This window comes from Bacillus badius NBRC 15713 (assembly GCF_001591605.1).
GTDB classification, from domain to species: Bacteria; Bacillota; Bacilli; order Bacillales; family Domibacillaceae; genus Pseudobacillus; species Pseudobacillus badius.
This window is the reverse complement of sequence record NZ_BCVF01000015.1, coordinates 22,313-42,471: the sequence shown is the minus strand read 5'-3', so window position 1 is coordinate 42,471 and position 20,159 is coordinate 22,313. Positions and strand designations below refer to the sequence as shown.

Sequence of the window (20,159 nt, the reverse complement as noted above, 5' to 3'; positions counted from 1 at the left end):
TTTAGTTTGTAATGAATATTTGGTCATAGAAAAACTGCACCTCCAATTGTTAGCTGTGTCTAACAATTGGGGTGCAGTTCACAGTCCGGATGTCTTTTTATCTGTTAGCGAACGGAATTCGCCGGTCTCTTAAAGCCCTAAAGAGATATATTTAATTTCTAAATATTCATCAATGCCAAAGTGGCTGCCTTCACGGCCAAGTCCGCTCTCTTTATAGCCGCCAAATGGCGCTTGCGCAACAGACGGCAGTCCATCGTTTAAGCCGACAATGCCATATTCAAGCCCTTCAGCAATTGTAATAGCCTCTGTAATGTTTTCACTGAATACATAAGCTGCTAAACCGTATGGTGAATTATTAGCGCGCTCAATCACTTCTTCTGTTGTCTGATACGTAGCAATCGGTGCAAGCGGACCAAACGTTTCTTCATTCATGCATAGCATGTCATCCGTCACGTTTGTGATCACTGTCGGCTCAAGGAAATAACCTTTCTCCCCGTCAGCAGCTTTGCCGCCCGCAAGAACTTGCGCGCCTTTTTGTTTTGCGTCTTCGATTTGGCTGATCACTTTATCCACTGCCTGCTCATCAATTAAAGGACCAATCGTTACGCCTTCTTCCAGGCCGTTTCCGACTTTTAATTTCTCCACTTCTTGTTTGAATGCCTCGGCAAACTTTGCTTCAATGGACTCGTGAACGTACACTCTATTGGCACATACACATGTTTGTCCCGCGTTGCGGTACTTAGAAGCAATTAAGTTTTTCGCTGCCTTTTCAATATCTGCATTTGCAGTTACGATAAACGGCGCATGTCCGCCAAGCTCAAGAGACAGCTTTTTCACTGTATCAGCCGCTCCGCGCATCAACAGCTTGCCGACTTCTGTAGAACCGGTGAAGGAAACTTTGCGGACACGGCCATCCTTCATCCACGCTTCGCTGATTTGGCGTGCGCTTCCAGTTACGATGTTGATAACTCCTTTAGGAATGCCAGCTTCTTCTGCCAGCTCTACAAGACGAATAGCCGTTAAAGGCGTTTGTGTCGCTGGTTTAATCATGGCGGTACAGCCAGCTGCCAAAGCAGGACCGACTTTTCTCGTAATCATTGCTGCCGGAAAGTTCCATGGAGTAATCGCTGCAATTACGCCCACCGGCTCTTTTTGGACAAATAAGCGCTTGTTCGGATGAGAAGCAGGAATCGTTTCACCATAAATGCGCTTTCCTTCCTCTGCATACCAGGAAATGAAGCTGTTAGCATAGCCGACTTCACCGATCGCTTCCGCTAACGGCTTTCCTTGCTCTTGAGTCATCAGCTTGCCGATTTCTTCTTTATTTTCATCAATGAGGCGGTACCATTTCATTAAGTAGTCCGCACGCTCATTAGCTGTCAGTTTGGACCAAGCTTTTAGCGCTCCATAAGCCGCATCAGCTGCCTGTTCCGCTTCAGCTGTTCCGCCGTCCGGAATCGTTGCAATCACTTCTTTAGTTGCCGGATTAATGACTTCAATTGTTTTTTCTGTTTCCATCCACTCGCCATTGATATAAATTTTCCAGTTTTTCATTATTTCTCCTCCTCTTGTTCTATGATTCTTTTATTTCCCCAATGTACTTTCTGACCTTTCGTGCAGCGGATGATTGACTAATCCCTAGCGATTTAGCGACTTTATAGGTTGATTTGTCTTTGTTGTAGGCTTGAACAATCATTTTGCGTTCTACTTCTTCAATCACTTCTGGAAGAGTCATCCCCGCCTCTGATATTTCCTGTTCAAACATATCCGGCGGCAAGTCATTTAAGGTCACTACCTCGTCCCCTGTTACAACAAGCCGCTCCACCATGTTTTCCAGCTCCCTGATATTCCCTTTCCATTCAAAACTGAGGAATGCTTGAAGGACTTTCGGTGAGAAGCGAACATTGCTTCCGTATAAATGGTTGAAGTAATCTAAAAAATGATACGTAAGCGGAGCAATATCTTCTTTCCGCTCGCGAAGCGGCGGTATATGAATAGGCACAACATTGAGGCGATAATATAAATCTCTGCGGAAGCTGCCTCTGCCTACCATATTTTTCAGATCTTTATTCGTAGCGGCAATGATCCGAATATCGAGGGAAATCGGCTGCCGGCCGCCAACCGGGCGAATTTGCTTCTCCTGCAACACATGCAGCAATTTGCCTTGAGCAGCAAGCGGCAGCTCCCCCACTTCATCTAAAAACAAGGTGCCATGATTAGAAAGCTCAATGAGACCTTTTTTTCCTTCACGAAAAGCACCGGTAAACGTTCCGCCTTCATAGCCAAACAACTCTGATTCAATCAGCTGTTCAGGAAGTGCAGCACAATTGATCTCGTTCAGCGGCTGATCCCGCCGGTCGCTTAATTGGTGAATAAGCCGAACAATCTTGCTTTTGCCGACGCCCGTTTCCCCAAGAAGCAGCACCGTGGAATTTACTTTGGCAATTTTGCGGACGAGCAGCATAATCTTCTCCATCTGCTCGCTTTTTGAAATGAGTCCATCGAATTCAAGCGGCTCTTTTAATTCCTTCTTATATGTAGCCAGCTCGTCTTCCATCTCTTCAATTTTATTGCGCAGCTGCATGAGCTCTGTCAAGTCACGCGAATAACTGATTACACTCTTTAACGAACCATCTGGATGAAAAACAGGCCTCGTGCGCACATGAAAATAACGGCCGGTGCCGGCTGTTTGGAATAATTCAATCGGCTGCAGGCTCTCGATCACTTTTAAGGTAGCCGATGGATAAAAAATCCCCATCTTCTCCAGATCTTTTACATGCTTGCCTACCAAATCTCCGGCTGTCCGTTCATAATTTTTGCGGCAAGTAGCATTTACACGAATGACAATGCCGCTTGCGTCCGTCACCAAAATTTCATCGAAGGATGATTCAAAAATATCAAATAATTCATCACGTACAGGATCATGAGATCGATTCATGACAAGCTTCCTCTCGGGTTATATTGTTTCTATTATAGCAAAAATACGCCCGAGAGATAAGCATGCCGTTTTCGTTATTGCAAATTAAGCTTGAACTGCTAATTGAGAAACTGCTGCTTCCAATGCTTCTTCGAGGATATCTAATCCTTCTTCTGCTTGTTCATCAGTAATGACAAGCGGCATTAGCAAGCGAAGTACGTTTCCGTAAGCTCCTGCACTCATTAAGAGAAGACCGCGGTCATTTGCTTCTTTAATAAGCAGGTTAGTCAATTCTTTGTTCGGCTCTTTTGTTTGACGGTCTTTTACTAATTCCATTGCGCACATAGAACCAAGCCCGCGAATATCACCAATCTCGTCATATTTCTCAGCTAGTTTGCGGAAGCGGTCCATCACATGCTCTCCTAATTTTTCACCGCGCTCATTTAGCTTTTCGTCTTCAATAATATCAAGAACAGCTAGTCCAGCTGCACAAGCAAGCGGACTTCCGGAATAAGTTCCGCCAAGCTCTCCTGGTGTGGAAGCATCCATGATTTCCTTGCGGCCGATTACCCCGCTGATTGGCAAGCCTGCAGCCATTGATTTAGAAACAGTGATTAAGTCAGGAACAATGTCGAAGTGCTCGATACCGAAGTAACGGCCAGTACGGGCAAAGCCTGCTTGAATTTCATCAGCGATAAAGATAATGCCATGTTTCTGACACTCTTCATATACAGCTTGAACAAAGCGTTTAGATGGAACGATGAATCCGCCTTCACCTTGTACCGGCTCCATCACAACAGCCGCAATGGACTCAGGTGCTGCATCGTTGATAAAGAAATCACGGAACTGCTCGATGATCATATCTTCATATTGTTCTTCTGTCATGCCTTCTGGACGGCGGTAAGTGTATGGATAAGGTGCTTTATACACTTCCGGAGCAAATGGGCCGAATTCATATTTATAAGGCTTTACTTTGCTTGTCATCGTCATTGTCAATAATGTACGCCCATGATAACCGCGGGAGAATGAAACCACGCCTGGACGCTTTGTATATTTGCGGGCAATTTTCACTGCATTTTCTACTGCTTCTGCTCCGCTGTTAAAGAAGATAACTTCCTTCTCATGTTCTCCAGGAGCGATAGCGGCTAATTTTTCAGCCAACTCAATATAGGGCTCGTACATCATTACGTTAAAGCCTGGATGAATGTATTGATCCACTTGCTTGTGTACTGCTTCTGTTACTTTCGGGTGGCAGTGACCCACGTTCATTACGCCAATAGCACCAACGAAATCGATAAACGTATTTCCATCTACATCGTGAATTAATGCCCCTTCAGCCTTTTCGGCAAAAGTAGGAACACCATTGGACACGCCTTTTGGCACAGCGTTTTGTCTTCTCTCTAATAATGCTTTCGCCTTTTCACCTGGAAGGCTGCCGTTAACTTTTGCAAATTTTCTTGTCATGATGCTTTTCCCCTTTTCTAAAAGAAATTACTTTCTACAATCAATTTATATGCAAAAAGCGTGCCAACTTTTAAAAAGGCGCAAATACTTCTATTATTACGAATAGACAGACTATAATTAAGTCAGATGCGACTCCAACGAGTCTTATCTGACTTAAAAGTTTAAAATACTTACTGTTTTTCCCGGGCAATATACCCATATTTCTCCATCTCTAAATAAATGGTTTTTAATTTCGGGTTTCCTTCCCCCACAATTCTGTCTTCCACAAGCACAACTGGATAAAACATCTCTTCTTCCATCACTTTTTGAGCAAATTCTCTTTTTTTCTCATCATTCGGCGGCGCTTGAATATCCACATAACTAATCCTAAAGGGCTGATCCGGATACTTTCTGGAAATTGCGGCCTCCAGCCATTCGTATGTTTCCTTAGAAGACGGCAGGTTCACACAGCTTGGACAAAGCTGCTCCGTCCCGTAAATAGTAATTTCTATTTTCTTCTTCATAATTTTCGCCCTCCTGTAATTTCCTTTCATTTTAACGAAAAACCGGCCAGTGCGGAACTGCAAGCTCCTTGGCCAAATATTTATCAATCAATGGATTTTTCTCATTATAATCATTATAATAAAAGAGAGATTGAGAAAGGAGTGGATTATCGTGGATGAACAACAAATGGAAATGCAAGTACGAGAAGTATTAGATAAATTACGCCCATTTTTGCTTCGCGACGGCGGCGACTGTGAATTAGTAGACATTGAGGACGGCATTGTGAAATTGCGCCTGCTCGGCGCTTGCGGATCATGCCCAAGCTCTACCATTACTCTTAAAGCGGGAATTGAACGGGCTCTCTTGGAAGAAGTGCCAGGTGTGGTTGAAGTGGAGCAAGTATTTTAATTCACCTTTGAGCAGAGTATTTCTTAATATAATAAAAAAAGCAGAGCGCTCTTTTACGGGCGTCTCTGCTTTTTTTTATAATGATTGAGCTCCACCTTCTCCTCTTGGCCGTCTCTTAATTTCTTGAACCTAGAAAATCCTTATTGACAAGTGTCTTCGGCGCACGGTCCGCAAAGATGGCATCGAGATTGTCACAGCATGTTTCCATCATTGCAAGGCGTGTTTCTTTCGTGGCACTGCCAATGTGCGGCAAAGCGACTACATTTTTCAGCTGAAGAAGAGGATGGTCAGCGTCAATCGGCTCCTCGTTAAATACATCCAAGCCGGCCGCTGCAATCTCTCCTGCCTGGAGTGCTTCATACAAGGCGTCCTCGTTCACGATTGGCCCGCGGCTGGCATTAATAAAAATGGCCTCTTTTTTCATCTTTTGAAATTGCTCACGCTGAAATAAGCCTTTTGTTTCTGACGTTAATGGGGCAAGGCAAACAACAAAGTCAGCTTCCGCAAGCAGCTCATCTAATGAACAATAACGGGCACCAAGCATCTCTTCCGCTACTTCATGACGGTTTCGGTTATGATAAATAATCTCCATATCAAAACCAGCGGCCCGTTTAGCCACAACGGTTCCTATCTTTCCCATGCCGACAATGCCAATCGTCTTATGGTGGACATCCGTGCCAGCAAGAAGCAAAGGCGACCAGCTTTTCCACTTTCCTTCTTTTATAAATTCGGCGGCTTCAATCATTCGGCGGGCTGTCGCCAAAAGCAACGCGAACGCCAAATCAGCCGTTGTATCCGTTAACACATCCGGCGTATTGCAAACAGCTACATTATGCCGGCTCGCTGATTCTAAATCAATATTGTCATAACCAACCGCCATATTGGCCACTACTTTTAAATGCTCTCCTGCTGAAAATACCTCATCATCAAGCCGGTCAGAAATCACCGTCAAAAGTGCATCCGCTTTTTTCACTTTTTCCAGTAAGATTTCACGAGGTACTTGCACATCCTCTTTTGGCCACATATCTACTTCATAATCTTCTTGCAGTCTTGCTACAATTTCTCCAGGAATTTTTCGTGTTACATATACACGCGGCTTCACATCTCCACCTGCTTTCTTCTTTATATTCACTCCCCCATTTTAGCATAGTTCGGAAAAATGCTCCGTGTAATAAAAAAGATTACTTCAGCCAATGAATAGCGGGCATATTCCACCGACGTGATGATACTCCCGCCCGGTCATAGAAAAAAGCCAAAAATTCTTCATACTCGCGGGAATTGGCTATATACTTTTTTAATTTCTCTTCATTTTCCTTTTTTATGTGCAAGGAACCTTTCGCAAAATACTTTTCAATGCATTCAAAATAATGAGCAGGGAACAATAATCGGGCATAAATCAAGCGCCAGGCGAAAGGAGAAAGAGGGCGAACCTGCTCATATTGCCGGATAAAATCAATAAAGCGAGTCCGATAAAACAAAGCCCCCTGCCAGTATTCCGACCGAATCCATTCAGCTATATCCCGCGCTGCATAATCAAATACCCAATTGAACGGCTGGTGTACAGCTGGTTCCTTGAGCCAGGACTTTTCGCTGAATGAACGGTGACAGATTGTTCCCAAGTCCCATTGCTGAGGCGCTTCATCTATTTCTGTATCCGCCACATATTGCAGGGCATTTTCCGTTAATCCCATATAATAAGGAAAAGATTCAACAATCAGGCGGGCGAAAGGGTCATCCTGCTCTTTTAACAGCCCATTTGCAGATTTCTCTATTTTCTCCAAACGTTGTTCCCAACTTGCCTTCCAGCTTCCTAATTCACTAGCCGACTGAACCTGCAGCAAAAGGGATTGCCCGCGCAAATGGAAACGGGCCAATCTTTCACCGGTGAAAGCCCTCATTGGAGCAGGCCGGCTGCTGACGAGAACAACAAAGTCCCTTTCTTCTTCCGTAACCAAGAAACGGCCGTTGCGGGCACGCAAAAATACGGCGGTCCGTTTTTCTCCCTGCCGGACCATATGCTGTGCCATTTGATGAAGTTCGTATAAATATTGTTGTTCCTTATCCGTTGCATCAATAATATGATAAAGTAATCCGTTGCTTTCATAACATATCCCTTTGGACTGAAAGGGTACCCTTTCCGCTTCAATTTGAAAATGCTTCAGCAATAACTGCTTTCCGTCCATTTGCTTGCCCCCCTTTGTTTAATTGAATAGTCTATATACCTGAGGATCTCCAGGTACAGAATGCTTTTTTACTCGAAGGCCCTGTTAAATGCTTTAATTTATTAGGAAAAGAATCATTATTCACATCAGCGTTTAACAAAGCCTAATAAAAAAAGGGATTTTACTGTCTAGTCTGGAATTCTTATTACAAGGGAAAGATTCATTATTAACATATTAGAGAAAAAGGTGATCATATGACTATCGAAGACAAATCAGTAATGAGCATGTCTGAAAAAACGGCACGCCGTTGGCTTGGCGAGCGGGGAGTGACCATAGACGATATTGCGGAGCTTGTTATGTTTTTACAAAAGAAATATCATCCTGATCTGGAAATAAAAGAGTGCAAAGAGAACATAGAAAAAGTTTTGCAAAAGCGTGAAGTGCAAAATGCTATCTTGACAGGCATCCAGCTTGATATACTGGCGGAGAAAGGATTGTTGGATGAGCCGCTGCAATCGATTATTGCCAGCGATGAAAGCTTGTATGGCGTCGATGAAATTTTGGCTCTTGCTATCGTGAATGTTTACGGTTCGATCGGCTTTACCAATTACGGATACATTGACAAAGTAAAACCTGGCATTTTAGAACATTTAAATGATAAATCAACAGGAAAGGTTCATACTTTTCTTGATGATATTGTCGGTGCTATTGCAGCAGCTGCTTCTAGCCGGCTTGCTCACAAAGCAGCTCACACTGAATAACTGAACCCGCAGACTGCAGATAAACTCAATGAAAATTGAAGTTTGTCCGCAGTTTTTTATTTTCTTGTGGATAGGAACTGTTGATTTCCGCGGGGCGGGCGGTGAGCCTCCTCGCCGCCAAAGCGCCTTCCATTTCAATCCACAGGAGGCACATGAATTTCTCTTGTAGTTATAATTTGCCGGGTACGGCTTTCATGTGAGCATGCCGCTTTTTCTCCACCTTAAAAGGGGCCGGAATCAAACCATTCCAAACCCCTTTTGTCGACAAACTATTATGATGGTTAGCCACTCTTGCTGCCGCACTGACTGCCAAATGAAATTCACTCGCTTTTTGTTTAGTGCTGGCCTGTTTTGTCTTTATACTTCCCATTCGTCAAGATTGTTTCTTATATGGACCGGCTGCTGCTCTACATGAACGAGATGCTCTTTTTGAGTCACTCCTGTATGAACAAGCAGGGTATCAATTCCCGAGCGGATACCAGCCAAGATGTCAGTTTGGTAATTATCGCCGACCATGAGGGTAGCCTCTTTTGCAGTGCCCAGGACTTTTAAAGCCTGCTCCATAATAATGGATTCTGGCTTGCCGATAAACACTGGCTTTACACCGGTTGATACAGCAATAACTGAAGTTAGGGCCCCGTTTCCCGGCAGGAGTCCGCGCTCGGTCGGAATGGCGAGATCCCCATTTGTTGAAATGAAATCAGCCCCGCTTCGCACTGCCAAACAGGCTGAGGCCAGCTTCTCATAATTAATCTGGCGGTCAATTCCACAAACGACCACATCTGCCCGTTCATGCTCAACAAGCGTCAAGCCCCTTTCATCAAGCGCTCGATGAAGTCCTTCTTCACCAATCATGTAAACAGCGGCCTGCTGATGTTTTTCCCAAATGTAATTAGCCGTCGCCATTGAAGTGGTGAACACTTGCTCTGCCCTGGCCGCAATACCGAAGCCCCGAAGCTTTTCTGCCACTTGTTCCGGCGTTCGCGATGAGTTATTTGTCACAAACAAGTAAGGGATATTTTTCTGCTGCAAACGGTGGATAAAAGAACGGGCTTCCTTTATCTCCTCTGTTCCCCTGTACATCGTGCCATCTAAATCAATCAAGTATCCTGTGTATGTTTTCATTTTTCCTCCTTATACAAAAAGGCGCTTTCAAAATGAAAGCGCTGGTTATTACGGCTTGAATGCTGAAACCGGACCTAATTCATCCGTTAAATATTTTCTGACTTGCTCTGGAAATTGCTCGAATGCGGAAATGTACTCACTCAATATGCGCTCAACTTCTGTATGATCAACAGCCGTATACTGTTGAACGAGCATTTTTCTTAAAGCAACAGCTGCTTTTAAAGATGCAGCCGCTTCTTTTTCGATGACTTTTTCGTCCTCCAGAATGTCAATAATGTCTTCATAGCTTCCCGGATCTCTCATAATAAATCCATCGATCATCGCATTACCGACGTCTAATACGGATTCAATGACCATCTGGGCAATTCTCTCAAGAGCAGCCTGCTCAATTGTCGTTTTCCATTGAGCCTGTCCGGCAAATGCCGTCATTTGCCCTTCCATAAAGGTTAATATTTCTTCGATTTTTCCACGATCCACAAAATACACCGCGGTCACCTCTTCTCTATACTTTCTAAATGTCCCCTCTTATTTTATCATGAATCGGCGAACAAAACATATCTTCGTCGGGGAGAAGTCATGGTACAATCGAAACAAACAGACAGGAGTGACTCGTTATGACAGAAAGATTTTTCCTTTACGATGAAACCGAAGCAACAAAAACACGCTATGTCAGCTTTATGGGAGATCATCAGCGCTTTGACCTTGCTTTAATCCGAACGGACCGCTATTTTGGCAAATGTATCGTCCTTGATATCCAGGGAAGCCGCTTTGCGATTATTGGGCGAGATGACTTAGATGAACCCGGTTACCTTGAACATATTTTTAAACTTTCGGAAGCGGAAGCCGCCGAGCTGCGAGACTTTTTATACGAAGTCGTTTAAAGCATAGAGAGCCGCCTGATGGGCATGCTAAGGAAAGCCGGACATGCTCGCTAGCTTGCTTTCAAAAGTGAGGTGTCTGACGCTGACTCTAAAGCAGCGGAGGTTATAATTGTGCTATTTCAAGATGAAGAAGAATACACTGATTTTTCCAATGTTGAAAAGATGCGCCACTTTTTAACAGTAGAACAAACACCGGAAGGCCCGTACGGCGCGCCAAGAGGAAAGGATGAACCGGTGGAGAACAAATCAACTCCTTGGAAAGAAGGACAGCAGTTTTATTCTGCCTTCACCTATGAAAACAGATCACTGCATCAAGGCTTGCCCCGTCAGTTTCCGGGCGCTCATCCGACTCATGATGACAAAGACAAAGAGCAAGAAAGGGAATACCAGGATATTCCGCCTAATAACACCTAAAAAATCGAGCGTTTCCGCTCGATTTTACTTTTGAACTTTCTTCACAACAAAGTAGGCACAGCCGAAATTGCAATACTCATACAAATACTCTTTCAGCGTGCTGATCTTTGAATCAAAGGCTGCTTTTTGGTTTTCATCTTCATAAAAACCTTTTAAGCGAAGCTGGCCGTATCCCCAATCCCCAACAATGTAATCATACTTTGTGAGAATGTCGCTGTAACGCTCCTTGAACACCTCTTCATTAAATCCGTTGCTCCGCTCATCAATGAGTTGGTAGCAATGATTTTGAATGCAAATCATCTCTCCTCATTCCTTTCCTTCTCCCTTTATTATAGCCGATCAGCCATTAATTACTAAGAAAAAAATGAACCAAAAAGGGCAATCTACGTGTTGAGGGGGTGTTAACATGAAAAAACCACTGTTAACTGTAGGGGTCTCCAGTTTTTTATTACTGGCTGCCTGTAATGCAAACGATAAAAATGACCTTGCCGGCGGGGACAACAACCGGGATGGCAATATGATAAATGTCAGTGACCGTTATGACCGCAACCGCTATGACATGTATAATGGAGATCTTGCCAACGGCGGTGATAGCCGGGATGGCCGAATCGGCGGCAGCACTGACAACGACCTAACAACTAAAAATGAATTAATGACAGACGACAGAAAAGATAATTTTGGATATGTTCGCCACCAAAAAGGATCTGTTCAAGGGCAATCCGTTTCTTACCGAAATCTGCACACCCTTGACCGTGAAAAGACGGCGGACACAATTAGCAGACTCAGCTTAGGGCTTCCCAACATCAATGATGCTTCCGTACTTGTTACCGATCAGGAAGTGCTGGTTGCCTACGATACAGACGCGAAAAATGATAACGGACGCAGAGAAGCTGCAGAGCAAGTGAAAAGAACTGCATTAAGCGTTGTTCCGCGCTGGTATCACGTATACGTAACTGATGACACCGATTTGCGCCGCGACATTGAAAACATCGCTCAAATTAATGGAGGAATGGATACAGCCCGTCATTCCATCCGCGATACCATTAAATTAATGAAGCAGCGAACTCCTCAAGGCTATAAGCAATCGGAAAAAGGAACTAATGGAATGAATAATCAGATGAATAATACAAATGGAACCACTGATACAAAAAGAGCCCCGCATAATACCGGGACTCCCCAAACAACAGGCACACCGGGGATCAACTGGACGACAGGACCAGATGATCAAGATAACCCATCCAGTGTCAGATAAAGCTGCTCCCTCTACTAACACGAAAAGCTTGATCTAAATATTTTCACCCAAAAACACCCGGCCTCTTTTCGCATCATTTTTTGATACCGCAAGAGACCGGGTGCTTTATGTCAGCTCGAAATAAACAGAGCGTCTAATTGACATAGGTTCTTCATTCCGGCTAATCAGAAGCTGGCTCTCACCCTATTCTTCCTTAGGCTTCAAGCGTTTCTTTTTCGCCTAGTTCCTGTTTTGACTTCGCTGCCGAGTTGACTTGTTCATCCGCATGATAAGAAGAGCGGACAAGCGGACCAGCTTCACAATGGCTGAATCCTTTTGTCATAGCAATTTCACGAAGCTCTGCAAACTCGTCCGGGTGATAATATTTTTGCACCTTCAAATGTTTCTTCGAAGGCTGCAAATATTGGCCGAGCGTGACAATATCTACATTGTTTGCCCGCAGATCATCCATCGCTTCAATAATTTCTTCTTTCGTTTCCCCAAGACCCAGCATAATGCTGGACTTCGTCGGAATATCAGGCTGCATTTCTTTTGCTCTGCGCAAGAACTCAAGAGAGCGATCGTAAGTCGCACGTGCGCGCACTCTTGGTGTCAGGCGCTTCACTGTTTCAATATTGTGGTTTAAAATATCCGGGCGTGCATCCATCAGCATTTTCAAGTTTTCTTCTATTCCGCCCATATCAGAAGGCAGGACTTCAATAGACGTAAACGGATTTTTGCGGCGGATCGCCCGTACAGTTTCCGCAAACACAGCTGCGCCGCCGTCTTTTAAATCATCCCGGGCCACAGCTGTTACAACCACATGCTTAAGGTTCATCAACTGTACGGAATCTGCTACCCGTTCCGGTTCCGCCCAATCCAGCTCAGTTGGCAAGCCTGTTTTCACGGCACAGAAACGGCAAGCACGCGTACAGACATCACCTAGAATCATGAAAGTAGCTGTCCGGCGCACCGCCCAGCATTCATGGATATTTGGGCATTTTGCTTCTTCACATACTGTATGAAGATTGTTTTCACGCATCATTTTTTTCAAGCCCGTGTAGTTCTCGTTTGTATTCAATTTTATTTTTAACCAGTCCGGTTTACGTAAATGTTCCTCTTTCTTGCTCATTCCTTCATCTCCCATCATTCTGCTTTAAACAAATGACCTCTTGCCTGAAAGAAAAATAATTCCCTAGCCACTGTACCATAGTCCATATTCTAACACAACTCTTACTCTTTTCATGTTTTCCAGACACTTTTCTGCATGAAACAAGGAGAATTTCACAAAATAAATAAAGAACACTAAAAGGGAGAGAAGCGCATTGCAAAAATTGGCATTGTTTTTATGTATTCTGTTCTTTCTAATGGCGTTTCCTGTCAAGGCGGCTGATCATGAAAAAGATGAACAAATGTACAAAGAGAGAATGGAACTGTTCGAAAAAATGGAAGCAGCAACGACCATTCCTTGGTACTACTTTGCCGGCATAGATCAATATGAGCGGAGTTTGCGCTTTATTCGGAAGGACTTGCCTGAACCCGATACTATTTCCATATACATTCCAGAGAGCAAATGGGCTGGACCATTAAACCCTAATCAGAAAGATAAAAATCCAGCTACTATCGCGGCTTTTCAAGGAGTTGGCATAGACGGAAACGGAGATGGCAAAGCAGATCGCTTAAATGGCGAGGACGTGTTGGCCGCAATCGGCCGTTACTTGACGACTTATGGAACCGACCACGACAACATTAAAATTGCCCTTTGGCGGTACTATGGCCGGGATAAAGCGGTCAGTATCGTTGTAGGCAATGCTAAAATGTATAAAGCATTCGGGAAGCTTGATTTGCAGCAGAAAGTATTCCCTCTTCCGCGCCGCTTTAATTATACATTTAAAAATACGTGGGGAGATGCCCGCGGCTGGGGAGGACGCCGCATCCATGAAGGAACAGATATCTTTGCCGATTACAGTGTGCCTGTCCGTTCCACTTCCTATGGCATCGTTGAAATGAAGGGATGGAACCGGTACGGCGGGTGGCGGGTAGGAATTCGTGATATTAATAATACCTACCATTATTATGCCCACTTAAATGGCTTTGCTAAGGATCTAAAGCTCGGAGAAGCCGTGAAGCCAGGGACAGTGATCGGCGGAGTCGGCAGCACCGGCTATGGTCCTCCGGGCACCTCCGGCAAGTTCCCTCCTCATCTTCATTACGGAATGTATAAGGATAACGGCCGTACAGAATGGTCCTTTGACCCTTATCCCCACCTCAGACAATGGGAAAGAGCCGGCTCTTAACTGCTAGAACCGGCTCTCATTCCCCCGCATTTTGTCTTATCTTTATTTGGCCGCTTTGGCTTTTTTAACTGCGTGAGCAATACTTAAGCCTAAGCCGCCCCAAATAATTGCCACTCCGGCAATCATCATTGCAATTGCGCTGCCGTCCATTACAATACCTCCTTTTTAGAAGAAGACGCGGAATGATTCAGCGTATTCGTATTCCATCGTTTAGCAAACATAAAGATGAAGCTTACTGCGATGGCTCCAATGGCAACTGTCCAGCCATACGTATTAACAAAGCTTTGCGGATACCCTTCGTATGGGCCGGCAATGTTCTGACGGATATTATCAAACATCATATAGCCAAGAACGATCGGTGTTACAATGCTTAAACAAATTTTCCACCAGGCGCCTAGACGAATATCCGAAACGGCATCTGCATGGCTTTTCAATGGATCAAGCTGTTTGAACACCCAAGCAATTAAGATAACTTCGACCAGTCCGGCGAAAGCGACACCAAAGTTGTTAATGAAATAATCGACTGTATCGAGGAAGTTTAATCCTCCTCTTGTTGCATACAGCAGCGAAACAAGAGAAGCCACCCCGCCTCCGATTAAAACGGACTTTGTACGTGACACGTTAAACTTTTCCTGCACGCCTGCCACAAACGTTTCCACAATGGAAATCAAGGAAGTAAAACCGGCGAGGACCAGTGAGCCGAAGAAGAGAACACCAAACAGCTCATTGGCGAACGGGAATTCGTTAATAATTTGCGGGAAGACTGCAAAAGCCAGGATCACTCCGCTTTTGACTACTTCATCCACTCCCACTCCCTGTTGCATCGCCATGAAGCCCAAGGCAGAGAAAACCCCAAAACCAGCCAGCAACTCAAATGCGGAATTACTAAATCCCGTAATAAAAGCATTGTTTGTGATATCGGATTTTTTTGGAAGGTAACTGGAATAAGTGATCATGATGGCAAAGCCGATGGATAAGCTGAAGAAAATCTGTCCGTAAGCAGCGATCCATACTTTACCGTTTGTCAATTGTGACCACTCCGGCTTAAAGAAGGCGTTCAGGCCATTCATCGCACCTTCTAATGTAAGTGCACGAATAACAACGATTAAGAACAAGAAGACAAGGAGCGGAATCATAATCTTAGTAGCCCTTTCAATTCCTCTTTTCACGCCGGCCACTAAAACACCGAGGGTAACAATCCACACCACTGCAAGCGCTACCAAAATCTGTGGTACCAGTCCGCCAAACGCGCCGGCATCAGCCACCTGCAAGTAATCAGTTAACAAGAAGTTTGTCGGGTCATTTCCCCACGACAGTTTAAATGAAAACACAGTGTAAGACAGAGCCCAAGCAATAATAACCGAATAATAAGTGGCGATGACAAAAGAAATCGCTACCTGCCACCAGCCGAGCCATTCCGCATTCTTGTTCAAGCGGGCAAAGGACAGCGGGCTGGAGCCTCGGTACTTATGGCCTATGGTGAACTCTAAAATAAGCAATGGAATTCCGGCCGTTAGCAATGCGAATAAGTACGGAAGAAAAAAGGCCCCCCCTCCATTTTCGTAAGCTACTGCCGGAAAACGCCAAATATTTCCTAAACCAATAGCGGACCCAACAGCAGCAAAAATAAATCCAGCTCTCGAACCAAACATAGGACGTTGTTGATCCATAAAAACCCCTCCTACTTTTCACTGAAAAGATAATATTTTCAGATAATTTCGATAATCTCCTATAGTATAAACGGGAAAATGGAATTAGTAAATACTTTTTTCGCTTTATGAAAATAATTTTTTGATAAGAAAGAATGTTCAATCTCCTTCCCTCATATAGTCTGTTTCCGGTAGTCCATCTTATTCACTACTTGCATATATTATTCGTATGGAATATATTAACTGGATGAAGCCCATAAAAAAAAGACACCGTTTCTGCACGGTATCTGAAGGCTGCTTTCCCCGACTGCCGAAGTCTTCCCGGCAGCTCCTTATTTCTTTTTAGGCAGTTCAATAGATGGAGACATTCCCCCGCCGCCGTTATAAAACTCTGGCACATCACCGTGCACCATCCCCATGGCTACAGGAATATCCTGAACGACCGTTGTCATTTCCGTAGCAAACGGAACGATAATCTGTACATTTACTTCTACTTCAATAAAGACTTCTACATAAGCATTGTTGATTCCGTATGGCTTGACATTAGATTTGACATTGGATGTTACTTCACCGATAGCATGAAAGCGAATAGGAATTTTCGGTCCAAGGTTGCCAAGCAAGATATTGTTCGTCACTTGGCCAAGCGGAACATAGTAGACAATGCCTTCTGTCCGCTCTTCTGGATCCTTTTCAATTTCCACATCAGACAAGAGCTCCAGTGCCTGCAGATTGCCCTGCTCCGCCTCCTTTAAATTTAGCTGCACCAAATTCGTTGTCTCCGCCATCACCCGGTTAATAATCTTCGCATTCAGCCTTGTCGTTGACGGGTTCTTCGGGTCACTTTCAATAATGTCATTAATGTCCATGACGCTCGCAACTTTTTTATTAATTGCTTTATTAATTACCATCGCGGCAATTTTCTTCGTCTCCGCATGGGCATATCCCATCAATGTTGGCTTTACATTTTTATTAATGATCCATAAACTAGCCGCAGTTGAAAAAGTAAAGAGCACAAGAGTAATTAAGAGTACATAACGAAGAGGGAGAGGCCCTCTTTTCGATCTCCACCTTTTTTGTGCAGCCAAAAAAATCCCTCCTTCTTAGCTAATCTATGCTAAAAAAAGGAAGGATCATGCAATAAAGTTTTACTTTTTCAAGTGAAATCCGTGATGCAGCAGCTTCCACTCCATGACATCCCGAAGAAACTCCGGCATAAAATGCTTTTTCTGAGGCGCGCGGTAAAGCGGAGGGAAAAAGCGGCCATAGGCAAACATATCAAGCGTAGCCAGCTTATACTGGTGATCATTCACAATGTCGGTGCCGTTCACTTTAAAGCGGTATTGTTCCATATCTACACTTAAACGGTCATATATAAACCGGCCCATCACTTTGCCTCTGAATCCCAACCCTTTGATGGTCATGTGAGACCATTTGTCGTCTGTCGCCTGCTTTAATACTTCCTTTAATTCAGCTCCTGACAGTTCAATGAGACAAGGGTTGATAGGGTGAGGAAGCATGCGGTGAATATCGTATTTCGTAACGGTTCCAGCCTCGAGACCGCCTAAGCAAACACCGGCATTTAATAAAGCGCCATCCGCGCCGCACCACTCTCTCAGCGCCTCGCAAAGCAGCTGCGGAAGTTCGGAAGGAGCAAACCAGTCACTAGCAAGCGGGACAGACAAAGAAATGACCGGTTGAGCAAGCGCTTTTTTCCCTTCCTCCGCATAGCCCTCTATTTCCTTGTGCTCGTTTGCCGGGGCGGGCAACGCCTCCATCGTGTTATATACGCAAGCCTTCTTTCTAAGAATTTGCTTTGTTTCAGTGTCCACTTCAATCATCACGTGCCCGACGTAATAGCCGAATTTTCCAGCCGCTGCAAGCAGTGTTTGGTTAATTTCCTTGCCCTCATGCAGCAAATGGTGAGTATGAGCGCCTAGGACAACGTCCGCCTTGGGCATCGTATGAGCTATTTTCTCATCTTCATAAATGCCCAAATGAGAAAGCACCACAACAATATCTGCTTGCCCGCTGATTTGATTGATTTGTTTCTCCAGTGCAACAAGAGGCTCCGACAATGTCCAGCCCAGTTGTTCATAGGCACTTGAGAAAAAGGCTGTAGCTCCGGTCAGTCCCATAGTCATTCCGTTCGGTAAATGAACCAAGCAAAAAGGCTGCGCCCATTTGGGACGTTTCCCGTCTTCCTCATACAGGTTGGCAAGCACAACCGGAAATTCAGCTTCTTCGTATAAAATTTCCAGCCCTTCTTTCGGCAAGGTGATTCCTTCGTTATTGCCGATCGTCACCGCGTCATAGCCGGCTTCATTTAAGAGCTCCACATTTCTTTTTCCAAGCGATCCTTCCGTCATTGGATGCGACCGGTCCACATGGTCGCCAATATCAAAGATAAACACACTTTCGCCTGCTTCTTCATGCCACCTTCTCCGCTCCTGCAAAAAGCGGCGGATGCGCGGCCAATTCTCAAAATGGCTGTGAAGATCATTGGTATGATAAATATGAATCGTTTCTTTCAAACTTTCACCCCCGCCTTATTAAGCAAGTCCTTCATAAATTAGGCGAATGCCCGTGACAATCAAAATCAGCCTAAGGACCATGATAAGGGCATCCGACTGAATCCTTGTATTGACAAATGCGCCGCATTTCGCTCCGACCCAAGCGCCCGGTATCAGCAGCAGCGCATACAGCCAAACCACATTTCCGAGCAGAACATGGGTAACAGAACTAACAAGCGCTGATAAAAAAATCATAAACATGGAAGTCGCTACCGCTACATGCGGAGGAAACGCAAACAGCAGAATCATTGCCGGTACCATCAAGGCGCCGCCGCCAATGCCGAAAATCCCTGAAAAAAAGCCAACAAAAAAGGAAATGGCAATGGCAACAGCCGGCTGAAAACTATATGTATACATTTTGCCGCTTTTTTCTGTAAACGTGCGGACAATGCCTCCTTCTTTCTTGGAGGACAGCGGCTTAATTTTCGAACGGAAGATGAGAACAACCGCGATGAAAATCATAAAGACACCGAAATAAATATAAAAAGAATGCGTGCTCAGCGCTTTGTTCACCAAGGCTCCCGCCATTCCGCCCGGTCCGCTGCCGATGAAAAAAAGCAAGCCGCTCTTGTAATCAACCGTTTTATATTTCATATAGGCAAGCGTGGATGATAGCCCCGTGAAAATCATGACAACAAGAGAAATTCCCACCGCCTGCTGCGGAGAAATAGAGGGGAGCAAAGCAGTCGATATCCCCAAAAAAAGAAGGGAAGGAACGATAATGATCCCTCCCCCAATGCCGGCGAGCGCTCCCAGAGCGCCTGCCGAAAAGCCGATGGACAGAAGGACGATCCATTCCATTGCTTTCCCTCCTTAAAATAAATCCAATTGGCGCGAAGCCAGATTGTCATACGTCAAGCCAGCCAGCTCAATAAATTGCTTGGCATTATCAGCAGCATCGCCGCCGGAATTATTATTAAACAGCATATACACCTGCTCGCTTTGTTTTTGAAGGTTTTTAGTGAACTCCACCCATTGGTGCAATTCATCCTCATTATAACGATAGAGGTAACGGACGTCGCGCCAGTTTTTGTTCCCCTGCTTTTGCCATCCTTGGTTGTTGCGGCCGTGCAGACGCACGAGGGTTTTCCCAGGATCAGCTGCCCGCAAGACGATCGGCACACAGCCTTCTCCCGCCTGCGGTTCATCACAGACTGTATGAATCCACTTTTCAGCTTGCAAAAAAGCTAACGTCTTCTCTAAAAAATCCGGCAAATACCATGATTGGTGGCGAAACTCCACTGCAAGCGGCACATCCTCCATCAATCTCTTGCAATAACGCAAATATTCCACATTTTTCCGCTGACAATCAAACCATGGCGGAAACTGAAACAGCACCATTGCCAGCTTTCCCGCTTCTCTCATTGGTGCAAGCGAATCGATGAATGCCTGAAACATCTCTTCCTTCGTTTCAAAGGGAATGTCACCTCGCTCATGCCCAGTCATGCCTTGGTAGGCCTTCACGATAAATTGAAAACTTTCTGGTGTCTCTTCCACCCACTTTTGCATATTACGAAGCGGCTGTACGGCATAAAAGCTTGCATCCACCTCGACAGTCGGAAAATGGGCCCCATATTCCTTTAATTTATCCCGAGGAGCAATCCCGTTCTTGTAAAGCGTGTCATGATCTCCCCAGCCAGTTACACCTACATACAACATCGGTTTCACCTCGCTCTTATTGTAGCATATAACAGCTATTCCTTACTTATTATCCGTTTCTACGCAGACATTAACCTCACAAGGCTTTCTGCGCTTTCACGATTGAAAAAAAGCAGCCCGCGGGCTGCTTTTTGATGA

Annotated in this window: 21 protein-coding genes and 1 pseudogene; 6 read left to right on the top strand and 16 right to left on the bottom strand. The window is 44.8% G+C overall.

The window, feature by feature from the left end:
- Positions 1-129 precede the first annotated feature (129 nt).
- The 4 genes from BBA02S_RS09530 to BBA02S_RS09515 all read right to left on the bottom strand — a co-directional run bounded on the left by BBA02S_RS09530 (position 130) and on the right by BBA02S_RS09515 (position 4,884).
- Complete coding sequence (locus tag BBA02S_RS09530) at positions 130-1,554, bottom strand: NAD-dependent succinate-semialdehyde dehydrogenase (protein ID WP_041094449.1); 1,425 nt, start codon at positions 1,552-1,554, stop codon at positions 130-132.
- 19 nt (positions 1,555-1,573) lie between these two features.
- The gene (locus BBA02S_RS09525; RefSeq protein ID WP_041113515.1) at positions 1,574-2,938 is read right to left on the bottom strand and encodes a sigma-54 interaction domain-containing protein; all 1,365 of its coding nucleotides are present in this window, start codon (positions 2,936-2,938) and stop codon (positions 1,574-1,576) included.
- 84 nt (positions 2,939-3,022) lie between these two features.
- Complete coding sequence (gene gabT / locus BBA02S_RS09520) at positions 3,023-4,384, bottom strand: 4-aminobutyrate--2-oxoglutarate transaminase (protein WP_174521405.1); 1,362 nt, start codon at positions 4,382-4,384, stop codon at positions 3,023-3,025.
- A 167-nt stretch (positions 4,385-4,551) separates the two neighbouring features.
- Entirely contained in the window at positions 4,552-4,884 is a 333-nt protein-coding gene (locus tag BBA02S_RS09515; protein ID WP_041094455.1) for a YuzD family protein, read from the bottom strand.
- Between the two features lie 90 nt (positions 4,885-4,974).
- Here BBA02S_RS09515 and BBA02S_RS09510 point away from each other — a divergent pair.
- Positions 4,975-5,272, top strand: a pseudogene (locus tag BBA02S_RS09510) (NifU family protein).
- Between the two features lie 115 nt (positions 5,273-5,387).
- Here BBA02S_RS09510 and BBA02S_RS09505 read toward each other — a convergent pair.
- Both BBA02S_RS09505 and yutH read right to left on the bottom strand, forming a co-directional pair.
- Positions 5,388-6,374, bottom strand: a complete 987-nt coding sequence (locus BBA02S_RS09505; protein WP_041094459.1) for a 2-hydroxyacid dehydrogenase — start codon at positions 6,372-6,374, stop codon at positions 5,388-5,390.
- A 79-nt stretch (positions 6,375-6,453) separates the two neighbouring features.
- Positions 6,454-7,455, bottom strand: a complete 1,002-nt coding sequence (yutH, locus tag BBA02S_RS09500) for a spore coat putative kinase YutH (protein WP_041094461.1) — start codon at positions 7,453-7,455, stop codon at positions 6,454-6,456.
- 233 nt (positions 7,456-7,688) lie between these two features.
- Between yutH and BBA02S_RS09495 the strand changes: the two genes are divergently transcribed.
- On the top strand, positions 7,689-8,195 hold the full coding sequence (locus tag BBA02S_RS09495) for a phosphatidylglycerophosphatase A family protein (RefSeq protein ID WP_041094463.1): 507 nt from the start codon (positions 7,689-7,691) through the stop codon (positions 8,193-8,195).
- Between the two features lie 357 nt (positions 8,196-8,552).
- Here the strand turns inward: BBA02S_RS09495 and BBA02S_RS09485 are convergent, their stop codons facing one another.
- On the bottom strand, positions 8,553-9,320 hold the full coding sequence (locus tag BBA02S_RS09485; RefSeq protein WP_041094468.1) for a TIGR01457 family HAD-type hydrolase: 768 nt from the start codon (positions 9,318-9,320) through the stop codon (positions 8,553-8,555).
- Between the two features lie 48 nt (positions 9,321-9,368).
- Positions 9,369-9,806 carry a type VII toxin-antitoxin system HepT family RNase toxin gene (gene hepT, locus BBA02S_RS09480; protein WP_041113514.1) on the bottom strand — a complete coding sequence of 146 codons (438 nt, stop codon included), beginning with the start codon at positions 9,804-9,806 and terminating at the stop codon, positions 9,369-9,371.
- A gap of 128 nt (positions 9,807-9,934) precedes the next feature.
- Between hepT and BBA02S_RS09475 the strand changes: the two genes are divergently transcribed.
- Together BBA02S_RS09475 and BBA02S_RS09470 are read left to right on the top strand one after the other, a co-directional pair.
- Positions 9,935-10,201, top strand: a complete 267-nt coding sequence (locus BBA02S_RS09475; RefSeq protein ID WP_041094472.1) for a DUF3055 domain-containing protein — start codon at positions 9,935-9,937, stop codon at positions 10,199-10,201.
- 162 nt (positions 10,202-10,363) lie between these two features.
- Positions 10,364-10,615: a hypothetical protein gene (locus BBA02S_RS09470; protein WP_052475021.1), complete on the top strand. Its 252-nt coding sequence runs from the start codon at positions 10,364-10,366 to the stop codon at positions 10,613-10,615.
- 24 nt (positions 10,616-10,639) lie between these two features.
- Here BBA02S_RS09470 and BBA02S_RS09465 read toward each other — a convergent pair whose 3' ends face one another.
- The gene (locus tag BBA02S_RS09465) at positions 10,640-10,915 is read right to left on the bottom strand and encodes a YutD family protein (RefSeq protein ID WP_041094477.1); all 276 of its coding nucleotides are present in this window, start codon (positions 10,913-10,915) and stop codon (positions 10,640-10,642) included.
- A 106-nt stretch (positions 10,916-11,021) separates the two neighbouring features.
- Here BBA02S_RS09465 and BBA02S_RS09460 point away from each other — a divergent pair, with 106 nt between their 5' ends.
- Entirely contained in the window at positions 11,022-11,867 is an 846-nt protein-coding gene (locus tag BBA02S_RS09460; protein ID WP_052477272.1) for a YhcN/YlaJ family sporulation lipoprotein, read from the top strand.
- A 193-nt stretch (positions 11,868-12,060) separates the two neighbouring features.
- Here the strand turns inward: BBA02S_RS09460 and lipA are convergent, their stop codons facing one another.
- The gene (lipA, locus tag BBA02S_RS09455) at positions 12,061-12,978 is read right to left on the bottom strand and encodes a lipoyl synthase (protein WP_041095706.1); all 918 of its coding nucleotides are present in this window, start codon (positions 12,976-12,978) and stop codon (positions 12,061-12,063) included.
- A gap of 202 nt (positions 12,979-13,180) precedes the next feature.
- Between lipA and BBA02S_RS09450 the strand changes: the two genes are divergently transcribed.
- Entirely contained in the window at positions 13,181-14,143 is a 963-nt protein-coding gene (locus BBA02S_RS09450; RefSeq protein ID WP_370670950.1) for a M23 family metallopeptidase, read from the top strand.
- Between the two features lie 42 nt (positions 14,144-14,185).
- Here the strand turns inward: BBA02S_RS09450 and BBA02S_RS20620 are convergent, their stop codons facing one another.
- From BBA02S_RS20620 to BBA02S_RS09425, 6 genes are all read right to left on the bottom strand, one after another.
- Complete coding sequence (locus BBA02S_RS20620; protein WP_125474364.1) at positions 14,186-14,293, bottom strand: MetS family NSS transporter small subunit; 108 nt, start codon at positions 14,291-14,293, stop codon at positions 14,186-14,188.
- Entirely contained in the window at positions 14,293-15,813 is a 1,521-nt protein-coding gene (locus BBA02S_RS09445; protein ID WP_041113513.1) for a sodium-dependent transporter, read from the bottom strand. Before BBA02S_RS09445 ends, BBA02S_RS20620 begins: the two co-directional genes overlap by 1 nt.
- 311 nt (positions 15,814-16,124) lie before the next feature.
- Positions 16,125-16,877, bottom strand: coding sequence for a sporulation protein YunB (gene yunB / locus BBA02S_RS09440; RefSeq protein WP_041094481.1), 753 nt, complete (start codon positions 16,875-16,877; stop codon positions 16,125-16,127).
- 60 nt (positions 16,878-16,937) lie between these two features.
- Positions 16,938-18,323 (bottom strand): bifunctional metallophosphatase/5'-nucleotidase, encoded by a 1,386-nt coding sequence (locus tag BBA02S_RS09435; RefSeq protein WP_041094483.1) that lies wholly within the window; start codon positions 18,321-18,323, stop codon positions 16,938-16,940.
- Between the two features lie 18 nt (positions 18,324-18,341).
- Entirely contained in the window at positions 18,342-19,163 is an 822-nt protein-coding gene (locus BBA02S_RS09430; protein WP_041094485.1) for a sulfite exporter TauE/SafE family protein, read from the bottom strand.
- Positions 19,164-19,175: 12 nt separating this feature from the next.
- Positions 19,176-20,021: a DUF72 domain-containing protein gene (locus tag BBA02S_RS09425; RefSeq protein ID WP_041113512.1), complete on the bottom strand. Its 846-nt coding sequence runs from the start codon at positions 20,019-20,021 to the stop codon at positions 19,176-19,178.
- Positions 20,022-20,159: the final 138 nt, after the last annotated feature.